A 20,681-nucleotide genomic window follows, 5' to 3' on the forward strand; every position below is an offset into this window, starting at 1 on the left:
TTTACCCTGTGATCAGCCAGGTTGTCTCTTTGACTGAAGAACTGATCCAGCAAAACAGCCGGGATGTGGATGTCAGCGAATGTGTTATCGCTGTGCCTCCGACTTTCTCTGTGGGCCTGCCTGACTATCTGGATAAGACTCTCAAGCTAATCTATCCCGGCCTGTCTTTTTCGCTGAAACCAACCCGCAGAGGAATTTGTGAAGATGTGGTCAAGGGCAATGTCTGTATTGCCTTGACCCACAGAGAGTGCACCCGTACTGCTGACTGCAGCAAGCAGGGGGTCTCAATGATCACCGCAGAGCCAGTCTGTAATGGCAGCGTCGTGTATGTGGTTGCCGCTGAATCTCATCCGCTGTGGCAGCAGGAGCTGCTGTTGGAAAACCTGGCTCAGCATCCTTATGTGATTACCCAGATGCCTGGCTTTAACGATGAAACTGATCCCTTTGAGGTGTTCTGTAGCAGGCAGGGTCTGCCGCTGAGTGTGGCGCAGCGTACTGCCAGCCTAGCGACCTTGTTGGAGAGCCTGACCCTGTCTGAGGGTGTGTCCCTGTTGGGTACCGCATGTGCCTCTGAGTTTATTACCCGCTTCCCGGGTATGAGGTCTATGGCACTGCCTGCAGAAGAGTTTGCTAAATTGCATTTAGAAGTACCAGCCCCCAAATATGGCTTTATCTGTCGTCAGGACCGCAGAGAGAAAATCCCACCTCTGCTTATTTCTGCTTTGAAGAGCTACATCATGGAGCAGGTATCTGCAAAGTGATAACTAAATTAGTTAATTACTAAAAAATCAGGGCGACTTAATGTCGCCCTGAACTTTATTCGTGAATTAACTCAAATATCTTGATGAGATTAATAACAGTTATTATTTCTCGGTGACTTTGTAATACTCAAAGCCGGAATTATTGCCCAGGTTTGAGAAGCTTGAAGTTCCGAAATAAAGCTCACCATTTACTACTGCGGCGTTACGGATGCCGTTATTGTCAGGGTTGGCAAAACCATCGGCAGTGATGCGCTCGGCAGCTTCGTCTGACTCTTCAAACACAATCAGGTCGGCACCTGACTGGTTGCTGTTGCCACGAACCTGTTGTGCCCAGCGGTACACATAGCCCATTGGATTGTTGTAAGCCTGATCCTGCCAGCTGTTGCCACCCATCATATCGACAGGGAAACAGCTACCGGCAAGACAGAACTGATCCGGTGCCAGTCTTGGTAGCCTGGCGGCTTTACTTTGAATCGCTTCGATATTGTCATAGTAATCGCGCATACCACTGCCCAGATCAAAGCCACCAATGTAAAGCTGCTCGTCGTGAACCACGGCAGTCCAGGCATAAACGTTCAGTACCTCGCCCCAACCTGCTGGGCCGTACTTGGGTTCCAGACCCATACGGTTGGGCTGCTTACGCCATTTACGACCGTTGAAAGCCCACTGTTTTTTATCACCGTACAGCAGCTCAGGCTTGAACTTGTGAGGTTTGTAGAAGCGGTTCATCTTCATACGGAAGATAGACGACGCACGCCAGCTCTTGATAGCCAACTCCTCTTCGACAGCGCTGTATTCACCATCCTGTACTGCAGGGAACTGCTCAGGGTATGCCGCTTTCAGTTTGTCATAACCCCCTGAGTGACCCACGTGCATGGTGCCGAAGTACAGGTAGCCATCAAACATTGTCATGGCACCCATTTCATAGGTCTTGGCAATCACAGGGTCAGCATCGAAATCTTCGGTCTTGAAGATAGTGGTGAACTGCATAGGCTCAGCTTTGCTGAAACCGGCAGCTGGCATAGGGTTGGACGCCAACAGGTTGCCACCCTGATAGGCTGGATCTTTGGCCGCCTTGGGGTGGGCCCAGGTACTGACCACCAGTCGCTCTTTACCTTTTTCATCCTGAGTTGTCACAAACTCTCCCGGCAGACCTTCATACTGGAAGCTGTCAGGGGTAACCAGATCAAAGCCATGGGTATCGCCACCGGCAAATGGCGCGTCTTTAGTGCCGACCCAGCGCAGGCCCACTGTGCCTGAAGTGCCCGCCTGACCCAAAGAGGTATCCGGGCCCATAAAGGTATACAGGGCGCTGCTGCCATCAGGATGAGTCAGCACTGTCATGCGACGGGAAGAGTCGTATGGGAAGTCAGCTTTACCCAAATAGGTGCGGGTCTGACTGTCGAAGGCGAACACCCGCAGGAAACCCTCGGCAGATTCAGTGGCACTCTGGCTGTCCAGGTTGGCATGACCAATAAAGAACACCACGCCATTGTGGGCACCGGCAGAACGGAAACCATAGATCTTGCTGGCTTCGCCTTCAAATACGCCATTGCCCAGATGCTTGGTTGGGCCACGGGAGATATCCCGGGCGTAATCCTGACCCGGCGCATTTAGAATATCGTATGGATTGATTACGCTGGTTTGCTGATTGCTCACATCATAAATGTACAGCTGACCCGGGCGGTCGATATCCACCAGGTTACAGGCTTGCACTTCAGAGTCGAAAGCGGTGACCAGCATTGGCAACTTGAGATGTTTCATCATCCAGCCACACCAGCCGTTGTTCAGGCTGCCGAACCAGATCTCTTCACCTACCTGAGCCACGCCCCAGGCGTATGAAGCATTACGACGTGCAGCCGCAGGCTCATCTGTATAATCCGCATCGGATTCGGTCAGATTGGCATAGGGCTCAAACAGGTTTTTGGGGTTGGCACGACCGAAAAAGATCTCATCCACAGGCGCGATGGAAACCCGTTCCGCAACAAAGTCATCTGTGGTTTCCATTACTCTGCGGTAATCGTCATCTGCAAATGCAGCGCCAGTCAGGGTCAGAGAAGCCACCAGACCAAGCCTGAAAATGTTTCTCATCTTATTGTTATTTAAATAGGTTGTTGTGGTTTTCAATTGTGTTCCATCAATATCACACATGATCGGGGGCGCTAATTTAGCGTTTTTTTTACTTCTGTCTGTGACCTGAGCAATGAATTGAGCACAGAGGGCAGGAATAATCGAACAATTCTCAGGCGAAGGTGTTAATTGAAATATCATCACTTGTTAAATTTCAGCCGGTAAATATACTGGGTGCCCTGAGACATAGGCTTGAAAGCTGTGTCTTTACTACTTGTCGGAGTGCCCGCTAATTGTCTTATCAACAGGCATAGGGCTGAGACCACGAAAGTGGGATCCGTTGAACCTGATCAGGCTAATACCTGCGAAGGGAACAAGTGTGGCTGACAGGCCGTGTCATATCTGCAGTTTGCTATTGGATATGACGCATCAATATTAGCAACTGCTGTTTTATTGAGGTTTCATTTCAACAGCGATTGAAACGCCAGTCAGTAATCACCTGCCATCAACGCCATCCGACAAGCATTAATTCCCATAAAATTGGAGTGATGCTATGTCGACCAGAAAACAAACCCGGCTTGAAGCCAAAACTTACCTCGACACCCTGTCGACCCAACCTTTTCCCAACTCAAACAAGCTGTATGTGCAGGGCTCACGACCCGACCTTAACGTTGGCATGCGTGAAATCACATTGGCCCCCAGCCTGGTGGGGGGCGATAAAGACAAGCCTGTGTTTGAGCCCAATGAGCGTATTCGTGTGTATGACACCTCGGGTTGCTACACAGATCCTGACCATCAAATCGATATCTATCGCGGAGCACCTAAAGTCAGGCAATCCTGGATTGAAGAGCGCCATGACACTGAGCTGACAGCGGGCGTCAGTTCTGAGTTTGCCAAATCACGATTGGCCGATGACACTCTGGACGAACTCAGATTCCCAGCCTTGCCTGCCATTCGCCGCGGTCAGCTGGGCAAGTGTGTCACTCAACTTCACTATGCCCGCCGGGGCGTGATTACGCCGGAGATGGAGTACATCGCCATCCGCGAGAATATGGGGCGGGCGGCTCAGCGGTTTAAAGATGACAGCCTGAATCATCAGCATCCCGGTCAGGGTTTTGGTGCCAACTTGCCTGAGCAGATCACCCCGGAGTTTGTCCGTAAAGAGGTGGCAGAGGGAAGGGCGATCATTCCCGCCAACATCAACCATCCTGAATCTGAACCCATGATTATCGGCCGCAACTTTCTGGTGAAGGTGAATGCCAATATAGGTAATTCCTCAGTGACTTCCTCTATTGAGGAGGAGGTGGAGAAGATGCTCTGGTCCACCCGTTGGGGCGGCGATACCGTGATGGATCTGTCCACCGGTCGCAATATCCACGAGACCCGGGAATGGATTTTGAGAAACAGCCCGGTGCCCATAGGCACAGTGCCCATGTATCAGGCGCTGGAGAAGGTGAATGGGGTTGCCGAAGATCTGACCTGGGAGGTGATGCGCGATACCCTGATTGAGCAGGCTGAGCAGGGGGTGGATTACTTCACCATTCATGCCGGATTGTTGCTGCGGTTTGTGCCACTGACGGCCAAACGCATGACGGGCATTGTTTCCCGCGGCGGCTCCATCATTGCCAAGTGGTGTCTGGCCCACCATAAAGAGAACTTTCTCTATACCCACTTCCGTGAGATCTGTGAAATCTGTGCTCGCTTCGATGTCTCCTTGTCACTGGGGGACGGCCTGCGTCCCGGCTCCATTGCCGATGCCAATGACGAAGCACAGTTTGCCGAGCTCAGAACTTTGGGAGAGCTGACTAAAATCGCCTGGGAATATGATGTGCAGGTGATGATTGAGGGGCCGGGTCATGTGCCTATGCATCTAATCAAAGAGAACATGGAAGAGCAGCTCAAGCATTGTGATGAAGCGCCTTTCTATACGCTTGGCCCGCTGACCACAGATATTGCTCCGGGTTACGACCACATAACGTCTGGCATTGGGGCGGCGATGATCGGCTGGTATGGCTGCGCCATGCTCTGCTATGTGACCCCCAAAGAGCATCTGGGCTTGCCTAACAAAGAGGACGTTAAAACCGGCCTTATCACCTATAAGCTGGCGGCCCACGCTGCGGATCTGGCCAAGGGGCACCCCGGCGCGCAGGTCAGGGACAATGCGCTGTCCAAGGCCAGATTTGAATTCCGCTGGGAAGACCAATTCAACCTGTCACTGGACCCTGATACCGCCCGCAGTTTCCATGATGAAACCCTGCCTCAAGAGTCGGGTAAGGTGGCTCACTTCTGCTCCATGTGTGGCCCCAAGTTCTGCTCTATGAAGATCAGTCAGGAGGTACGTCAGTATGCCGCCGAAAACCCATCGTTGCAGACCCTGGCGGGTGACGCAGTCACCATGATGAGTGCTGAGCAGGCTGCCGCCTCCATGGCTCAGGCACAGGTCGACCAATACGGAATAGCAGAGCACGGGATAGCAGAGCAGGGCATGGCCGATAAAGCCAAAGAGTTTCGAGATTCCGGCGCAGAGCTATACCGACCCAAAGCGGAGGCCTGATATGACTCAGGCCAATATTGAATTTGCCCGGCACAGCTTTGAGGCCAGTGACGGTAACAGTGATGAGCCAGCCGGTCTGGATCATCTCTATCCTGTGGTGGACAGCGCCGACTGGATTGCCCGGTTGTTGCCCATGGGCATACGCACTGTGCAGCTAAGAATAAAGCAGAGCGATCCCAGCGAACTGGAGAGGGAGATCTGCCGGGCGATCGCGCTGGGGCGGGAGCACAATGCCTGTGTATTTATCAATGATTACTGGCAATTGGCATTGAAGCACGGTGCCTATGGCGTGCATCTCGGGCAGACCGATATGCCCGGGGCAGATCTGAGCGGGATAGCGTCCGCCGGTATGCGTCTTGGGGTATCAACCCGGACAGCCGATGAGTTGATTGCAGCTGTCAGGATGCGCCCCAGCTATCTGGCTATAGGTCATATCTTTCCCACTCCCACCAAGCAGATGAGCACGCCACCACAGGGACTGGCAACCCTGAAGCAGCATGTGCAAACGGTCGCGGGTGAGATACCCACAGTTGCCATTGGCGGTATCGATCTCGGCCGCGCCGCCGATGTCTGGCAAACCTGTGTTGATGCAGTCGCAGTGGTCAGGGCGGTGACAGAGTCACGTGATCTGACAGGCGATCTGGCACGCTTTAACACCCTGCTGGCACGCCGCAAGGAGGTGGTTTGTGATTGATGAGACAAGCGCGACAGAGGAGCTGAGCGCCGCCGAGTTTCTGCGTTATAGCCGCCAGTTAATGCTGCCGGAATTGGGTGAAGAAGGGCAGTTGCAACTTAAACGGGCCAGGGTGCTGGTGGTCGGTGCCGGAGGGCTGGGCAGTGCCGCCTTATTGAGTCTTGCGGCCGCTGGCGTCGGCCAGATACATATTGCCGATCCGGATGCTGTGGAGCTGTCCAATCTGCAACGGCAGCTGGCATTTGAAAGTGGGGACGTCGGTATCAATAAAGCCAAGGCCGCTGCAGCCAGGTTAACGCGTCTGAACCCTCATATTCAGGTGCAGGTTTTGCCTCTGGCGTTGCGGGGCGAACTGCTTGCTGAGCAGGTGGCGAGCGTGGATCTGGTATTGGATTGCTCGGATAACCTGAGCACCCGATATCAGGTCAATCAAAGCTGTGCAGAGGGACAAAAGCCGCTTGTCAGCGGTGCAGCGACCGGCTGGCAGGGACAACTGATGACCTTTGATTTCCGGCGGTCTGACGCGGCCTGCTATCAATGCCTGTTCCCCTTTGATGCCAATCTAAGCCCGGACGATGCAATGCCGATTGGCAGTTGTCGCACTCTGGGGATTATGGGGCCTATGGTTAACACCCTTGGCACCTTGCAGGCGCTGCAGGCGATCAAGCTGATATTGGGATTGGATGCGGACAGTGGAATGTCCTACTTGAGACGTTTCAACGGCCTGACAATGGAGTGGCAGACGCTGGCGGTTGCCAGAGATGCTGATTGTCCTGTTTGTGGATATCAGGGGAGCAGCAGTCCACAGAACAGGGGAAGCTCACAAAGGAGAAGCGAATATGTTGATACAGGTAAATGACCGACAGATTGAGCTGCCTTTGGGCAGTGATGTCACCGCAGTGTTTGATGCGCTCGAGCTGACCCCCCTGGGCTATGCTCTGGCCATTAATGGCATGGTGCTGCCCAAAAGTGAGTGGCCCCATACCCGGCTCAGTCCGGGAGATGATCTCGCCGTATTTCAGGTAATTGCAGGAGGCTGACCATGTTAACCATTGGCGATAAAACCTTTCATTCCCGGCTGTTTACCGGCACAGGTAAGTTTGCCGGAAGTCGCCAGATGGCAGCAGCGCTGAAGGCGTCAGGTTCAGAGCTGGTGACCATGGCGCTTAAGCGGCTGGAACTGGAGTCCCAGAACAAGCACGACGATATTCTCTCGCCTCTGTTGACTGCCAGGGTCAATCTGCTGCCCAATACCTCAGGCGCCAGGAGTGCTGAAGAAGCGGTATTTGCTGCCCGGCTGGCGCGGGAGGCTTTGGGGACCCACTGGCTCAAACTGGAGATCCATCCGGATCCCAAATACCTGATGCCGGATCCCATCGAAACCCTTAAAGCGGCAAAGCAGCTGGTGCAGGAGGGCTTTGTGGTATTGCCCTACTGTCATGCCGACCCTGTGCTCTGTAAGCGTTTAGAGGAGGTGGGCTGCGCCGCAGTGATGCCGCTTGGCTCACCTATCGGCAGCAATAAAGGACTGGCTTCCAGAGAGTTTCTGCAGATCATTATCGATCAGGCGCGGGTGCCTGTGGTGGTGGATGCAGGTATTGGTGCGCCGTCCCATGCCGCAGAAGCGATGGAGTTGGGGGCTGACGCCGTGTTGGTGAATACCGCTATCGCCACTGCTGCCAATCCCACTGCTATGGCCAGTGCCTTTAAATTGGCTGTGGAAGCCGGACGTATAGCCTTCGAGTCAGGTCTGGCAACTGAGCACACCCAGGCGGTGGCGTCCAGTCCGCTTACTGGCTTTCTGTCTGTTGGAGAGCCTGTCCTGTGAATGAGCATGACATTGCCGAGGGCTTTGCCAGTACATTTGCCGGGCTCAACTGGGATGCACAGCGCTTAAGTATCTATGCCAAAACGGCGACGGATGTTGAGCGCGCCCTGCAGTCGGGCAAGCGCACACTGGAAGACTTCAAAGCACTGATCTCGCCTGCGGCAGAGCCTTATCTGGAGCAGATAGCGCAGCAAAGTGCCTTCCTTACCCGGCAGCGCTTCGGCCATACCCTGGGCATGTATCTGCCTTTATACCTGTCTAACCTTTGCGCCAATGTGTGCAGCTACTGTGGCTTCTCCATGGATAACCGCATCAAGCGCAAAACCCTGACTCTGGACGAAGTCGAGGCAGAGTGCCGGGCCATTAAAACCATGGGATTCGACTCCATATTACTGGTCACCGGCGAGCATGAAACCAAGGTGGGCATGGACTATTTCCGTCAGGTGTTGCCTGTGGTTAAGCGCTATTTCAGTTATCTGGCGATGGAGGTGCAGCCGCTGCAAAGCCATGACTATGCCGAACTCAAAGCCCTGGGGCTGGATGCGGTAATGGTGTATCAGGAAACTTATCATCCTGTGACTTATGCCAGGCATCACCTGAGGGGGAAAAAGGCTGACTTTGGCTATCGGCTGCAAACCCCGGACAGGCTGGCGCGGGCAGGTATCGACAAAATAGGTTTGGGAGCCTTGATAGGTTTGGAGGACTGGCGCACCGACAGCCTGTATGTCGCTGCTCACCTTGAGTATCTGGAACGCCACTATTGGCAGAGTCGTTACTCCATCTCTTTTCCCCGTCTGCGTCCCTGCGCAGGTAATACAGAGATAAAGTCCATTATGGAGGACAAGCATCTGGTACAGCTGATTTGTGCCTACCGTTTATTTAACCCCAGTGTGGAGCTGTCTCTGTCGACCCGTGAATCCCCCTGGCTGAGGGATAATTTGCTGCCTTTAGGGGTAACAGCTCTGTCAGCCGCCTCCAGCACACAGCCCGGCGGTTACGCCAATCCCGAACCCGCGTTGGAACAGTTCAGCATCAGTGATGAGCGCAGTGTGGTCGAGGTAGCAAAGACAGTAAAACAGGCGGGTTTTGAAGTGGTGTGGAAAGACTGGGACAGGCGCTATTCCGGAGTCTAAGAATGTAACCACTATTATTGCGTTGCACTCTCCCTTAGTTCAGTGTCGGCTGATATTGTGATTTAGCCGACGCTGTTTTAACTGCAGCTCCTGCTCTCACTGCATTTGAGAACTATTTTCATTAACTCTTTTGGGATAAGTTTTTATTTATCTCAATGGAGGTATGACACTTATTTTTGACCTTGGTCATATTTTAATATTTCGCGATTTCCCCGTCCCGTTCACAAGTCTGCTCACAGCCATTAACAATCTTGGCTTGAGTTGTTCCGGCGTAAAATATAAAAACATTACTAAACATAAGGTTATAAAAAGCATTTGTAGTGCTTTTTATAGTCATTGAGTGAGTGTTTAATCACGAATATTATTTTTGTGTATGCGATGTCGCATTTTTCCCCTTCTGAAAAATAACAAACCCAGTTTCTATATTTCTGTCTTTTAAAATACCTCTACCGGGGTAGCCAGCCCCAAATTCCGATTCGTGAATTAATAACAAGAAGTGAAAGGCCAGAGAATGATTGAGCGTGTAAAGCGGGGCTTAAAAATAAGTCTGAGCGCACTGTTCGCCATGGGATTGTCCATGGCGTTTTCAGTTTCTGCTGCTCCCTGGGATAAATTGACCGGGGAAGAGCTGGAACAGCAGCTGACTCAGAAGTTTGCCGAAGGCAAATACTCTCCTAAAGGGGCAGACTCCTGCCTGATGTGCCACAAGCGCAACGAAAAGGTGATGGACCTGTTTAAAGGCGTGCACGGCGCGACCAATAGCAGTGCATCGCCTATGGCACAGCTGCAGTGTGAATCCTGCCACGGCCCAATGGGCAAGCATAACCGCGGCGGCAAAGAGCCGATGATCACCTTTGGTCGTGACACTAAATTGCCAGCCCAAAGCCAGAACAGTGTGTGTCTGGGCTGTCACAACGACCCACAGCAGATGGCATGGCACAACAGCACCCACAATCTGGAAGAGATTGCCTGTGCTGACTGTCACCAGATCCACGCTGCTGAAGATCCTGCGCTGAATCCACTCAAGGTGAATGACACCTGCGTAAGCTGTCACACCCAGGAAAAAGCGGATATGCACAAGCGCTCATCTCACCCGCTGAAGTGGGATCAGATGACCTGTACCGACTGCCACAACCCACACGGCAGCATGACAGAAAGCGCCTTGGTGAAACCAAGCCTGAACGACACCTGTTACGAGTGTCATGCCGACAAGCGCGGTCCATTCCTGTTTGAGCATGCTCCGGTAGTGGAAAACTGCGCCAACTGTCACAACGCCCACGGCAGTGTAAATGAAGACCTGCTGGATAAGCGTGTGCCCCAGCTGTGTCAGCAGTGTCACGCCGACGATGGCCACGGTGCCCGCGTGGTACCACAGGATGGCATGAGCTCCTTCGGTGGTGGCAAGAGCTGTCTGAACTGTCACAACCAGATCCACGGTTCCAACCATCCGGGCGGCAGCCTGTTTGGCCGCTAACAAGGAGTGCGAGAGATGCGATTTTCTTTGAATCTGTTGACCCTGGCACTGCTGTCTGCGACCGGTGCCGTGACTGCTGCCGACTTTGGTATTCAGCATGCCAACACCGCCAAGGTGAAGCAGGCTGCTTACCAGTGCAAGCAGTGCAAAATCCCTGCAGTCCATACCGGCAGCGTGACTGCCAGCCTGGGCTATGTAGACAGCAGCGACAGCCATGCCGGTAACGCCTTTGGCACTAATGATGAAGGTGTGGTTGCCGGTGTTGATGCCAATGTCAGTTACCTGAACGCTGAGGGCTACCGCAGTCAGTTGCAGGCCCATCAGCTGGGGATGGACAACGGCTTTGTTTCTGCCCGCAGCGGCAAGATTGGCGAGTACAAGGTTGAGCTGGACTACCGCAACATCACCACCTGGCAGGATGAGGCTCAAACTCAGCTGTGGCATCACGGCGGCATGCTGACTCCAAGTGAGTCAGTGCGTTTTGTTGACCTCAAGCTGGAGCGTCAGCAGGCCGGACTCGGCTTTGAGTATCAGATTAATGAAGATCTGAACACCTATGTCCGTTACGACCGCGAAGACAAGACAGGCAGCAAGAGCGCCAGTCTGATGAGCCCTCGCCCAATCAACTTTGCTCAGCCAGTGGATGAAAGCACTGACAAGCTGAGTGCCGGTGTGGTGCTGAGCGGTGCCAACTGGATGACGGATATCAGCTATCACGGCAGCCAGTACAAGAACAATATCAATCACATGAGCCTGCCATACGCCTATGACGTATACGCAGCGACGCCAGACAACCAGGCGCATCAATTGGCAGTAGCCGGTCAGTACCGTCTGGATGCCACTGTGCTCAATGGCCGTGTGGTAGCGGGTCGTATGATCCAGGACGACAACCTGATCCAGGTTGCTGGTAACCCACTGCAAAACTGGGACGGTCAGGTCGATACTCTGGATGCCAAACTGGCAGCCACCTCAATGCTGACCCCGCGCCTGCGTGTTGGCGGCAGTGTCGATTACTCCAAGCGCGACAACGACTCATCTGTGTATGAGTTTATGCAGCCACGCCTGAGCTATGATCCGCTGAGTAACTCGTTCAAGCAGAACACTGTGCTGGATATCGAGCGTCAGACCGTCAAGCTGAACACCGCCTATCGTCTGGCTCAGGGCTACCGCCTGCAGGCCGGTTACGACTACAAGCAGGTTGAACGCAGCTATGGCGAGCGTGAGCAGACCCGCGACAACACCCTGTGGGCCGAGCTGGATATTCGCAAGTTCGACACTGTTCGTTTCGAAATCAAGGCCAGTCACGGTATCCGTGGTGGCAGCGCCTACGAAGCCAGTGAGCTGACCTCCAGCGAAGAACAAAGCTTGCTGCGCAAGTTCAACCTGGCTGACCGCAATCGCACCGAGCTGGAACTGGGTACCCAGTACACCCCGGCCAACTGGATGTCGCTGGATCTGACTGTGCATTACGCCATTGATTCTTTTGATGAGAGAAAGGGTGACGATACCGTTCTTGGTCTTCATGAGTCCCGTGACTACGGCTATGACCTGAACCTGAACCTGTTCCTGAGCGACAACCTGACGGCCTACGGCTTTGCCGGTCAGCAGTGGATCGACTCTGAGCAGGCGGGTGATCAAGCCAATATCTGGTACGCGGATATCAACGACAGCTTTATCAACCTGGGTGCCGGTGTGGCCTACAGTGGCCTGCTGGATGACCGCCTGACTGTCGGTGCCGACTACCTGTTTGCCAACTCCAATGGTGAAACCCTGGTCGACGCCAACCTGACTGGCAGCACCAGCTACGGCGACTACTACAGCTTTAACCACAGTGTTGAGCTCTATGGTGAATACGCCCTGAGCGAGTCCATGCAGTTGAAGCTGGCTTACCAGTACGAACGCTTCTATGACACCGACGCCAGCGAAGTTGGCGTGGATGCAATTACCGGTTTAACGACTCTGGGCTTGGGTAACCATAACTACAACGCCCATCAGCTGATGTTGTCCTTCAGCTACATTCTTTGAGGATAAAGATAATGGAACGCAGAAGTTTCTTGAAAATGAGTGCTGCTCTGAGCGCGGCCGCCACCGTCTCCGGCTGTAACTCCAGCTCGAAGGACGCAGACGTGGTACCTCCACAGCCTCCGGTTGGCGAAGAGAAGGTGAACTGGTCTTCCTGTCTGGTGAACTGTGGCTCTAACTGCCCAATTAAGGTATTCAGCCGTGATGGCGTGATCACCCGCGTTGAAACCGACCACGAAGTTGAAGACGTGTACGGCCTGCATCAGGTTCGCGCCTGTGCCCGTGGTCGTTCTCTGCGTCAGCGTACCTATGCGCCGGATCGTCTGAAAAGACCAATGAAGCGTGTGGGTGAGCGTGGTGATGCGGCTGGTTTCGTACCTATCAGCTGGGAAGAAGCTGTCAGCACTATTGCTCAGAAGCTGAAGGAAGCTTACGCCGTTAGCCCTAAGTCTGTATTCCGCAGCTATGGCTCTGGTGCTTACTACGGCTTTGCCTCCAATGCCAACTTCAACCGCCTGTTTAACCTGTGTGGTGGCTACCTGAATGCCTATGGTAACTACTCCTGGGCGCAGCAGATGGAAGCGGCCAAGCACACCTTCGGTACCGGCAGTACCATGGGCTCCGCTACTGCAACTTTGGATTACAGCGACTTCTTCCTGGGGATTGCCTATAACCCAAATGAAATTCGTCAGTCCGGCTCAGGCGAAGGCTATGACTTCGTTCAGGCGCTGAAGCGTAACACCCGTTTGAAGAAAATGGTGATGATTGATCCTCGTTACACCGACTCCATGTTGGGTAAAGAGGACATGTGGCTGCCTATCCGTCCGGGTACTGACGCCGCATTTGCTGAAGCGGTTGCCTATGTAATGATTTCTTCAACCAATTGGTTTAACAGCAAATCTAAACCTTTTATCGACAAGTATTGTTTCGGCTTTGACTATGATTCTGTTGTCGCTCAAAAGGCAGAGCTGATCGCTCTGGCTGACAAAGATACTTCAGGTAAGAGTGAGCATTTGCGCGAATATTCTGAAGCTTTGAATCCTGAAGAAAACTACCGAGATTACATCTTGGGCCAGGGGATCTACAGCATTCAGCGCACTCCTGAATGGGCTGAAAAGATCACTGGGATTGCGGCCGACACTATTAAGGAAATTGCTGACGAGCTAATGGGGGCAAAAGCTCCATACATCGTAGTCGGTGCTGGTGTAAACCGTCAGGCTAACGGTGAGCAGAGTATGCGTGCCCTGTATATGCTGTCTGTGCTGACAGGTAAGCTGGGTATTGAAGGTGCTTCCAACGGTGAATTGCCTCGTATGACAGGTATGGGCCGTGCTGGTATCCCGACTGGGGATAATCCAGTTAAAGAATCCATCTCCTTCTTCACCTGGTCAGAAGCAATCAATCATGGCGAAACCATGACTGCCCGCACCCACGGCGTTCGTGGCACTGACGGTTTGGATGCTCCTCTGGGTGCCAACATTAAATTTATCTTCTCTGCATCTGACAGCTCTTTGTTGAATCAGCACGCCGAGATTAACAACACGGCTCAAATTCTGCGTGATGCTCAGGATCTGTTTGTTGTGTCCTGTGACTGCTGGATGACTCCGGGGGCCAAGTTCGCTGACATCATCCTGCCTGATACCAGCTGGCTTGAATCCAACGATCTGGTAGATAACTCATACGCTGCCGGTTCTCTGGGTTACCTGACGGCCATGTCTGCTGCTGTAGAGCCTATGTGGGAATGTAAGTCCATGTATGAGATCGCAGCCTTGATCGCTGATGAGATGGGTGTGGGTAATGAGTTCCGTGGTGAGCATGTCACTGAAGAAGCTTGGCTGGACTACCTGTATAAAGAAACTGTGAAAATGACGGCCAATAACGGTGTACAACCTGCATTCCCGGCAACTTACAAAGAAGCCCAGCAGATTGGTGTATTCCGCAAAGATATGTTGAACCGTCATGTGGCATTGCAGGACTTTGTGAATGATCCTGTCGGCAATAAATTGGCTACCCCAACCGGTAAAATTGAGATCGCTTCTTCCGAGCTGGCATGGCGTGCTAAGTACTGGACTCAGGAAGATGTGACCGGCGTTAAAGGTGACACCATCACTGCCATTCCTCAGTACACAGTGACCTGGGATGGCTACGAAGATAAAGACACTGCAACTGACTACCCGCTGCAGCTGGCGACTTACCACACAAAGGGCCGTACTCACTCCAGTTATCACAACGTGCCATGGCTGCGTGAAGCGGTTGAAGATGCACTGTGGATGAACCAGGTCGATGCTGATGAAAAAGGGTTGAGCTCTGGTGACATGGTTGAAGTGTACAACGAGCGTGGTTCTATCGAAGTGCCTGTGAAGATTACGCCACGTGTGGCACCAAACGTTGTAGCTCTGGGGCAGGGCGCCTGGTATTTGGCCGATGCCAAAGGTCGCACAGGAGCTACCGGTAAGGTGATTGATGTTGGTGGTGCAGTAAATACCCTGACCCGTTACCAGCCAAGCCCGGTTGCCAAAGGTAACCCACAGCTGACTATCCGTGTTCAGATCCGCAAAGCTTAAGGGAGCACTTGTAAATGACTCAACCAACTCAATACGGTTTCTACGTTGATACCACCAAGTGCACCGGCTGTAAGGCTTGTCACGTTTCCTGTAAGGATCGTCAGGCCGATCTTATCCGTGGTAACCACAACCCTGAAAATGGCGGCGTACCAAGCCTGCAGGGCGTAACCTGGCGTCGTGTGTACGAGTATGGCGGCGGCAGCTGCTCTATGAACCCAAGCACCAAGGTGTTCCAGAACGACGTATTCGCTTACTACATGTCTGTAGGTTGTAACCACTGCTCTGAGCCAGTGTGTGTTAAGGCCTGTCCTACCGGCGCTATGCACAAGCGCCGTGAAGATGGTCTGGTACATGTGGCTGAAGATCTGTGTATCGGCTGTGAAAGCTGTGCCCGCGCCTGTCCTTACGATGCGCCTCAGATCGACCGTGAGCGCAAGGTAATGACCAAGTGTGACGGTTGCTATGAGCGTCTGGCCCAGGGTCGCAAGCCTGTATGTGTTGAATCCTGCCCGCTGCGCGCACTGGACTTCGACAAGATGGAAGTACTGGAAGAGAAGTATGGCAAAGGCGACGCCCATATCGCGCCACTGCCAAGCGAAGGTATCACCTCACCTAACCTGATCATCAAGGCCAACATCAATGGTGGTCGCTCAGGTAAGGTGCTGAACCCATCAGAAGTGTAATTCTGTGATGTCGTCCCCTGCAGTCGCGGGGGATGACAGGTATAAGAGACGTTTGGCTTTTAAGGAAGCGTCTCTTACTAACTGTTTGTTATCCTAAAACCGTTTGTGGCAGACGTTTTTGGGATAGCCAGCCTGGCTCAAGTGATTTAGTTGAACGATAAATGAAAACACCTTTTACCAACCTGCCGTTTGAAGAGTATCAGGGCATCGCCCGCATTCTTTACCATCTGCTCAGCCATTACCCTGAGGCAGAGATGATCCACGACTTTATTCACAACGATGTGGCAGCAAGCTGGCCCACTTTTGCGAGTGAAGGCCAGGGTCGTGACGGCAACCGTGTGGGACGTGAGGCGCTGAGCCACTTCCTGCAGCAGTGGGATGACAGCCAGTTGACCGAGCTGCAGCTGGACTATGGTCAGCTGTTCTTTGGCCCGGGTGAACCCAAGGCGATCCCTCAAGGCTCTGTGTATCTGGGCGAAGAGCAACTGCTGAATGACCGCAGCACAGTGGCGTTGATGGACTACTACAAGGTTCATGGTGTTGAGTTGCAGATGGCTAACCGCCAGCCAGTGGATCATATTGGATTCTTTTTTGCGGTACTGGATTCGACTCTGGGTCGTCTTGAGCAGGAACGTACCAACGAAGAGCTGAAGCAGTTTGTACAGTTGCTGCTGGGCAAGCATCTGTTGCCCTGGTCAGGCCGTTGTCTGGAGCTGGCGGCAGAGCATGCCCAGACTGAGTTTTACTTTGGTGTGGCACTGCTGGCAGAGGACTTCCTCAAGCAGCTGGCCAACGACTTTAACGTGGTGCCTGTCAGCGCCCGACTGTTTCGCTGATACTCATCAATTGCTGCGGGGAATCGATATTCGCTGCAGCAGTTGAACCACAACCTATCTACCTGATAACGATTTGCGTTTAGTGAGCTTTAGCGCAGAACTTAATTGGGAATCTTGAACCGGATCACATTCAGTGAGGCCGGTTTTTCACGTTGTTTGTTACATTTGGATCTCAGTTATTTAACCTGTCGCCGCGCTAAATTTGAGCGCCAGCTAAAAAGCTAAATAATTCATTGATTTGCAATTGTTGTCCGGTTTGGCTCAGGTCACATAATTTGTGTGATCTCATCCGCAAATCAACGTGTTATGTGTGATTCCCCTCAATATTTCACTCACGAAATATAACAAATCCAGTTTCGGCAAATCCCTCTTTTAGAATACCTATGTTGAATGATTCGCCACCGCTGAGTCGTGGCACAACAAGAGAGAAAGGCCAGGGAATGAGCATGGTGTGCACCTGAAATTGTCGGGGTGTGCCAATGACTCGCCATCAAATTTGTCCACTGCATTTTCTGTTTCTGCCGTCTCCCTGGAGCGAGGCTCGGGACAGGCAGGAGCACTGCGGAAGCTTGCTGAAGACAAATACCTCTCCCCAGGGCTGGCACAGTGAGCGCAGCATCAGAGTTTGCACCGCCGGGCCCCTTCGAAGATGTCGTCCTAAGAGGATAAGTAAATTGGAACGCAGAAGTTTCTTGAAAATGAGTGCAGCCATGGGCTGTGCTGCCACTGTGAGTGCCTGTACCCCAAGCGCCAAAGAGAAGGTGTTCACCAAGCCACTGCAGCCTACAGGTGAAGAAGTGCAGAACTGGTCCGCCTGTCTGGTGAACTGTGGCTCTAACTGTCCAATCAAAGTATTCAGCCGTGATGGGGTGATCACCCGCATCGAAACTGATCATGAGACTTCAGATCAGTACGGCGACAACCATCAGATCCGTTGCTGTACCCGTGGTCGCTCACTGCGCCAGCGTACCTATGCACCGGACCGTCTGCGCACCCCAATGAAGCGTATCGGTGCCACCCGTACCGGTGAAGTTGACCAGTTCGTGGCCATCAGCTGGGAGCAGGCATACAAAGAAGTGGGTGAGAAGCTGAGCCAGATCCGTGCTGAGCATGGCCCTGCGTCTACCTATTTCCACTACCGCAGTGGCGCTTACTACGGCTTTGCCGGTTATCAGGTGTGGCAGCGTCTGCTGAACAAAACCGGCGGTTACCTGGATCACCACTGGGACTACTCCTGGGCACAGCTGTACTCAGCTGCCGAAGCTACCTTCGGTGATGCTGGCCACGCATACTATGGCTCCCGTCTGGCTGAAATCGCCAACGCTGACCTGTTTATCGGTGTTGCTTTCAACCCGAACGAAATGCGTATGAGCGGCAGCGGCGAAGGCTATGACTTCGTGCAGGCACTGAAAAACCACCCAGGCGATATCAAGGTGTACATGGTTGATACCCGTTACACCGATTCCATGCTGGGTAAAGAGCACAAGTGGATGCCAATCCGTCCGGGTACCGATGCGGCCCTGGCAGAAGCGGTTGCCCACGAGATGATTACCTCCGGCTGGATTGATGCCAACTCCAAAGCCTTCCTGGACAAGCACTGTCTGGGTTATGACTTTGCCTCACTGGAAAGCTTCAAGGCGGAGTGGGCAGCATCTGATGATACCGAGCAGCAGCGTTACGCGGCGCTTATCGATCCCAAAGAGAACTACAAAGATTACATTCTGGGTACCTACACAGGTCTGGAACGCACCCCTGATTGGGCAGCAGCTCGCTGTGGTATCACGGCGGCGCAAATTCGTGAACTGGCGAACGCCATCATGAACGCCAAGGCGCCTTACATCAGCATTGGTGCCGGTGTCAGCCGTCACGCCAACGGTGACCAGGCAGTACGTGCCCTTTACATGCTGTCTATTCTGACCGGTAAGCTGGGTCAGCCGGGTGTAAACACCGGCGGCATGCCAATGAACTATGGTCTGGGCGTAGCCGGTATCGATATCGGTGACAACGCGGTTAAGGCCACTATCCCGGTATTCACCTTCTCTGAAGCGATTGAGCGCGGCAAGGAGTTCACGCCTTACACCCATAACCTTAAGGGTGCAGACAAGCTGGATTCCAACATCAAGGCGATCATCAACGTGTCTGGTAACGCCATCGTTAACCAGCACTCAGACATCAACGGCACCACAGCCATTTTGTCTGACACCAGCAAGTGTGAGCTGATCGTAGTGTGTGACTGCTGGATGACCCCATCCGCCCGTTACGCCGACTACATTCTGCCTGCGGCAACCTGGCTTGAGTCTGACGACCTGGCCGGCGACTCCTATGCGTCTGGTCAAATGGGTTACATGACCATGATGAGCACAGGCGTTAAGCCACTGGGCGAAGCCAAAAACATGTACGACATCTGCTCAGGTCTGGCCAAGGCCATGAACTGCGATGACTACACCGAAGGCAAGACTGTCGCTGACTGGAACAACGAGCTGTACGCCCAGACCCGTGCCAATAACCCGGATATCGGTCTGCCAGCCACCTATGATGAAGCCACCAAGCAGGGCGTGTTCCGCAAGTACATGCCGGAAAGCTTTATCGTGCTGAAAGACTGGGTCGAAGGCAAACCAGACGCCTACGGCGTGAAGACCCCGTCCGGCAAGATTGAGATCTACTCACTGGCTATGGCTGACAAGCGTGCCAACTGGCAGCTGCAGGACTACTGGACTGCGCAGGAGCGTCAGCGTTTCAGCGCAGAGCAAATGGCCGATCGCTACAAGATCACCCCGCTGCCACAGTACGTGGTTACCTGGGATGGTTATGAAGATAAAGAAACTGCGGCTGAGTTCCCGCTGCAGCTGATTGGTTACCACACCAAGGGTCGTGTGCACTCAAGCTACGACAACGTGCCATGGCTGCGTGAAGCGGTTGAAGACGCGGTATGGATGAACCCAATGGACGCAGCATCCCGCAACCTGACCTCAGGCGAAACTGTTCGCGTGTGGAACGACCGCGGTATGACAGAGTTGCCGGTACGTATCACGCCACGTATCGCGCCGGGCGTGGTCGCCATGGGTGAAGGTCGCTGGTACAAGCCGGGTGAAGACAAAGACCACAAAGGTCGTCCTGTGGATGTGAACGGTGCTATCAACGTGCTGACCAAGTACCACCCGACACCGATTGTGAAAGGTAACCCACAACACACCAACCGTGTTCAGATTGCCGCTAAGAAGGAGGCATAATCCATGAAACCTGAAGTTCAATATGGTTTTTACCTCGACACCACCAAGTGTACCGGTTGTAAGACCTGCCACGTAGCCTGTAAAGACCGCATGGTCGGCTCTCAGCGCGGCCAGGGCGAAGGTGGCAAAGATGAAGGTGCTAAGGGCATCTCCGCCATGAAAGGCGTGCTGTGGCGTCGCGTGTACGAGTACGGCGGCGGTGAGTGGAAGACCAACGAAGATGGTACTTTCGAGCAGGACGTATTCGCTTACTACATGTCTATCGGCTGTAACCACTGTAATGAGCCTGCCTGTGTGAAGTACTGCCCAACCGGCGCTATGCACAAGCGTAAAGAAGATGGTCTGGTGCACGTAAACCAAGAACTGTGTATCGGCTGCGAAAGCTGTGCCTGTGCCTGCCCATACGACGCGCCGCAGCTGGACCCTGAGCGCAAGGTCATGACCAAGTGTGACGGTTGTTTCGAGCGTCTGGCCGTGGGTCGTCAGCCTATCTGTGTTGAGTCCTGCCCACTGCGTGCTCTGGACTTCGACACCATGGATAAATTGCAGGCCAAATATGGTAAAGGCGACGGTCATATTGCACCGCTGCCATCACCTGAGATCACCAAGCCAAACCTGATTATCAAGGCCAACCGTCACGGTCGTCCGGTGAAAGAAACCATTGGTATCTGCTACGGTGAGCCATGGCCAGTAGGCAGCGAGCCTAAGCTGAATCTGGTAGAAGGTAGCATCCTCAACCCAGCTGAAGTGTAATTTCAGAGGGTTTCACTGCACTTGATACTGTGTTGAGCCGACTCGTCATAGGCCCACTATGACGTTCGTCGACTCGCAA

At 53.3% G+C, this 20,681-nt stretch carries 15 protein-coding genes and 1 riboswitch; of the genes, 14 read left to right on the forward strand and 1 reads right to left on the reverse strand.

Translation table 11 applies throughout. The features are described 5' to 3' along the window. Positions 1 to 29 precede the first annotated feature (29 nt). On the forward strand, positions 30 to 761 hold the full coding sequence (locus L2725_RS15760; protein ID WP_249249797.1) for a LysR family transcriptional regulator substrate-binding protein: 732 nt from the start codon (positions 30 to 32) through the stop codon (positions 759 to 761). Between the two features lie 102 nt (positions 762 to 863). Here L2725_RS15760 and L2725_RS15765 read toward each other — a convergent pair whose 3' ends face one another. Beyond that, a complete protein-coding gene (locus L2725_RS15765; RefSeq protein WP_249249798.1) occupies positions 864 to 2,852 on the reverse strand; it encodes a hypothetical protein in 1,989 nt (662 codons plus the stop codon). A gap of 247 nt (positions 2,853 to 3,099) precedes the next feature. Beyond that, positions 3,100 to 3,221: riboswitch (TPP riboswitch) on the forward strand. A 163-nt stretch (positions 3,222 to 3,384) separates the two neighbouring features. On the opposite strand from L2725_RS15765, the gene thiC reads away from it, so the two are divergent. The 13 genes from thiC (at position 3,385) to L2725_RS15830 (ending at position 20,602) form a co-directional block, all read left to right on the forward strand. Next, positions 3,385 to 5,385 (forward strand): phosphomethylpyrimidine synthase ThiC, encoded by a 2,001-nt coding sequence (gene thiC, locus L2725_RS15770; protein ID WP_249249800.1) that lies wholly within the window; start codon positions 3,385 to 3,387, stop codon positions 5,383 to 5,385. 1 nt (position 5,386) lies between these two features. Beyond that, positions 5,387 to 6,079, forward strand: a complete 693-nt coding sequence (gene thiE / locus L2725_RS15775; RefSeq protein WP_249249801.1) for a thiamine phosphate synthase — start codon at positions 5,387 to 5,389, stop codon at positions 6,077 to 6,079. Then, positions 6,072 to 6,938: a HesA/MoeB/ThiF family protein gene (locus L2725_RS15780; protein ID WP_249249802.1), complete on the forward strand. Its 867-nt coding sequence runs from the start codon at positions 6,072 to 6,074 to the stop codon at positions 6,936 to 6,938. The genes thiE and L2725_RS15780 overlap by 8 nt, the downstream gene beginning before the upstream one ends. Then, on the forward strand, positions 6,919 to 7,119 hold the full coding sequence (thiS, locus tag L2725_RS15785) for a sulfur carrier protein ThiS (RefSeq protein ID WP_249249803.1): 201 nt from the start codon (positions 6,919 to 6,921) through the stop codon (positions 7,117 to 7,119). Before L2725_RS15780 ends, thiS begins: the two co-directional genes overlap by 20 nt. Before the next feature lie 2 nt (positions 7,120 to 7,121). After that, positions 7,122 to 7,907 carry a thiazole synthase gene (locus L2725_RS15790; RefSeq protein WP_249249804.1) on the forward strand — a complete coding sequence of 262 codons (786 nt, stop codon included), beginning with the start codon at positions 7,122 to 7,124 and terminating at the stop codon, positions 7,905 to 7,907. Further along, positions 7,904 to 9,040 (forward strand): 2-iminoacetate synthase ThiH, encoded by a 1,137-nt coding sequence (gene thiH / locus L2725_RS15795; protein WP_249249805.1) that lies wholly within the window; start codon positions 7,904 to 7,906, stop codon positions 9,038 to 9,040. Before L2725_RS15790 ends, thiH begins: the two co-directional genes overlap by 4 nt. A 565-nt stretch (positions 9,041 to 9,605) precedes the next feature. Next, entirely contained in the window at positions 9,606 to 10,514 is a 909-nt protein-coding gene (locus L2725_RS15800; protein WP_283164342.1) for a DmsE family decaheme c-type cytochrome, read from the forward strand. Between the two features lie 15 nt (positions 10,515 to 10,529). Continuing rightward, the gene (locus L2725_RS15805; RefSeq protein WP_249249807.1) at positions 10,530 to 12,539 is read left to right on the forward strand and encodes an MtrB/PioB family decaheme-associated outer membrane protein; all 2,010 of its coding nucleotides are present in this window, start codon (positions 10,530 to 10,532) and stop codon (positions 12,537 to 12,539) included. A gap of 11 nt (positions 12,540 to 12,550) precedes the next feature. Beyond that, positions 12,551 to 15,100: a DMSO/selenate family reductase complex A subunit gene (locus L2725_RS15810; protein ID WP_249249808.1), complete on the forward strand. Its 2,550-nt coding sequence runs from the start codon at positions 12,551 to 12,553 to the stop codon at positions 15,098 to 15,100. Positions 15,101 to 15,114: 14 nt separating this feature from the next. Further along, the gene (locus tag L2725_RS15815; RefSeq protein WP_115136434.1) at positions 15,115 to 15,783 is read left to right on the forward strand and encodes a 4Fe-4S dicluster domain-containing protein; all 669 of its coding nucleotides are present in this window, start codon (positions 15,115 to 15,117) and stop codon (positions 15,781 to 15,783) included. A gap of 161 nt (positions 15,784 to 15,944) precedes the next feature. After that, a complete protein-coding gene (locus L2725_RS15820) occupies positions 15,945 to 16,619 on the forward strand; it encodes a TorD/DmsD family molecular chaperone (protein ID WP_249249809.1) in 675 nt (224 codons plus the stop codon). A 674-nt stretch (positions 16,620 to 17,293) separates the two neighbouring features. Continuing rightward, positions 17,294 to 19,849: a DMSO/selenate family reductase complex A subunit gene (locus tag L2725_RS15825; protein ID WP_249249810.1), complete on the forward strand. Its 2,556-nt coding sequence runs from the start codon at positions 17,294 to 17,296 to the stop codon at positions 19,847 to 19,849. Positions 19,850 to 19,852: 3 nt separating this feature from the next. Next, positions 19,853 to 20,602: a 4Fe-4S dicluster domain-containing protein gene (locus L2725_RS15830; RefSeq protein WP_249249811.1), complete on the forward strand. Its 750-nt coding sequence runs from the start codon at positions 19,853 to 19,855 to the stop codon at positions 20,600 to 20,602. Positions 20,603 to 20,681: the final 79 nt, after the last annotated feature.

Origin of the sequence: Shewanella corallii (assembly GCF_023349125.1) — a bacterium.
GTDB classification, from domain to species: domain Bacteria; phylum Pseudomonadota; class Gammaproteobacteria; order Enterobacterales; family Shewanellaceae; genus Shewanella; species Shewanella corallii.

Excerpts from the sequence above, each read along its gene's own strand:
- L2725_RS15830 (WP_249249811.1), top strand. The coding sequence starts at position 19,853 with ATGAAACCTGAAGTTCAATATGGTTTTTACCTCGACACCACCAAGTGT.
- thiC (WP_249249800.1), top strand. The coding sequence starts at position 3,385 with ATGTCGACCAGAAAACAAACCCGGCTTGAAGCCAAAACTTACCTCGAC.
- L2725_RS15810 (WP_249249808.1), top strand. The coding sequence starts at position 12,551 with ATGGAACGCAGAAGTTTCTTGAAAATGAGTGCTGCTCTGAGCGCGGCC.
- L2725_RS15790 (WP_249249804.1), top strand. The coding sequence starts at position 7,122 with ATGTTAACCATTGGCGATAAAACCTTTCATTCCCGGCTGTTTACCGGC.
- L2725_RS15800 (WP_283164342.1), top strand. The coding sequence starts at position 9,606 with ATGGGATTGTCCATGGCGTTTTCAGTTTCTGCTGCTCCCTGGGATAAA.
- thiE (WP_249249801.1), top strand. The coding sequence starts at position 5,387 with ATGACTCAGGCCAATATTGAATTTGCCCGGCACAGCTTTGAGGCCAGT.
- L2725_RS15815 (WP_115136434.1), top strand. The coding sequence starts at position 15,115 with ATGACTCAACCAACTCAATACGGTTTCTACGTTGATACCACCAAGTGC.
- L2725_RS15820 (WP_249249809.1), top strand. The coding sequence starts at position 15,945 with ATGAAAACACCTTTTACCAACCTGCCGTTTGAAGAGTATCAGGGCATC.
- L2725_RS15765 (WP_249249798.1), bottom strand. The coding sequence starts at position 2,852 with ATGAGAAACATTTTCAGGCTTGGTCTGGTGGCTTCTCTGACCCTGACT.
- L2725_RS15805 (WP_249249807.1), top strand. The coding sequence starts at position 10,530 with ATGCGATTTTCTTTGAATCTGTTGACCCTGGCACTGCTGTCTGCGACC.
- thiS (WP_249249803.1), top strand. The coding sequence starts at position 6,919 with ATGTTGATACAGGTAAATGACCGACAGATTGAGCTGCCTTTGGGCAGT.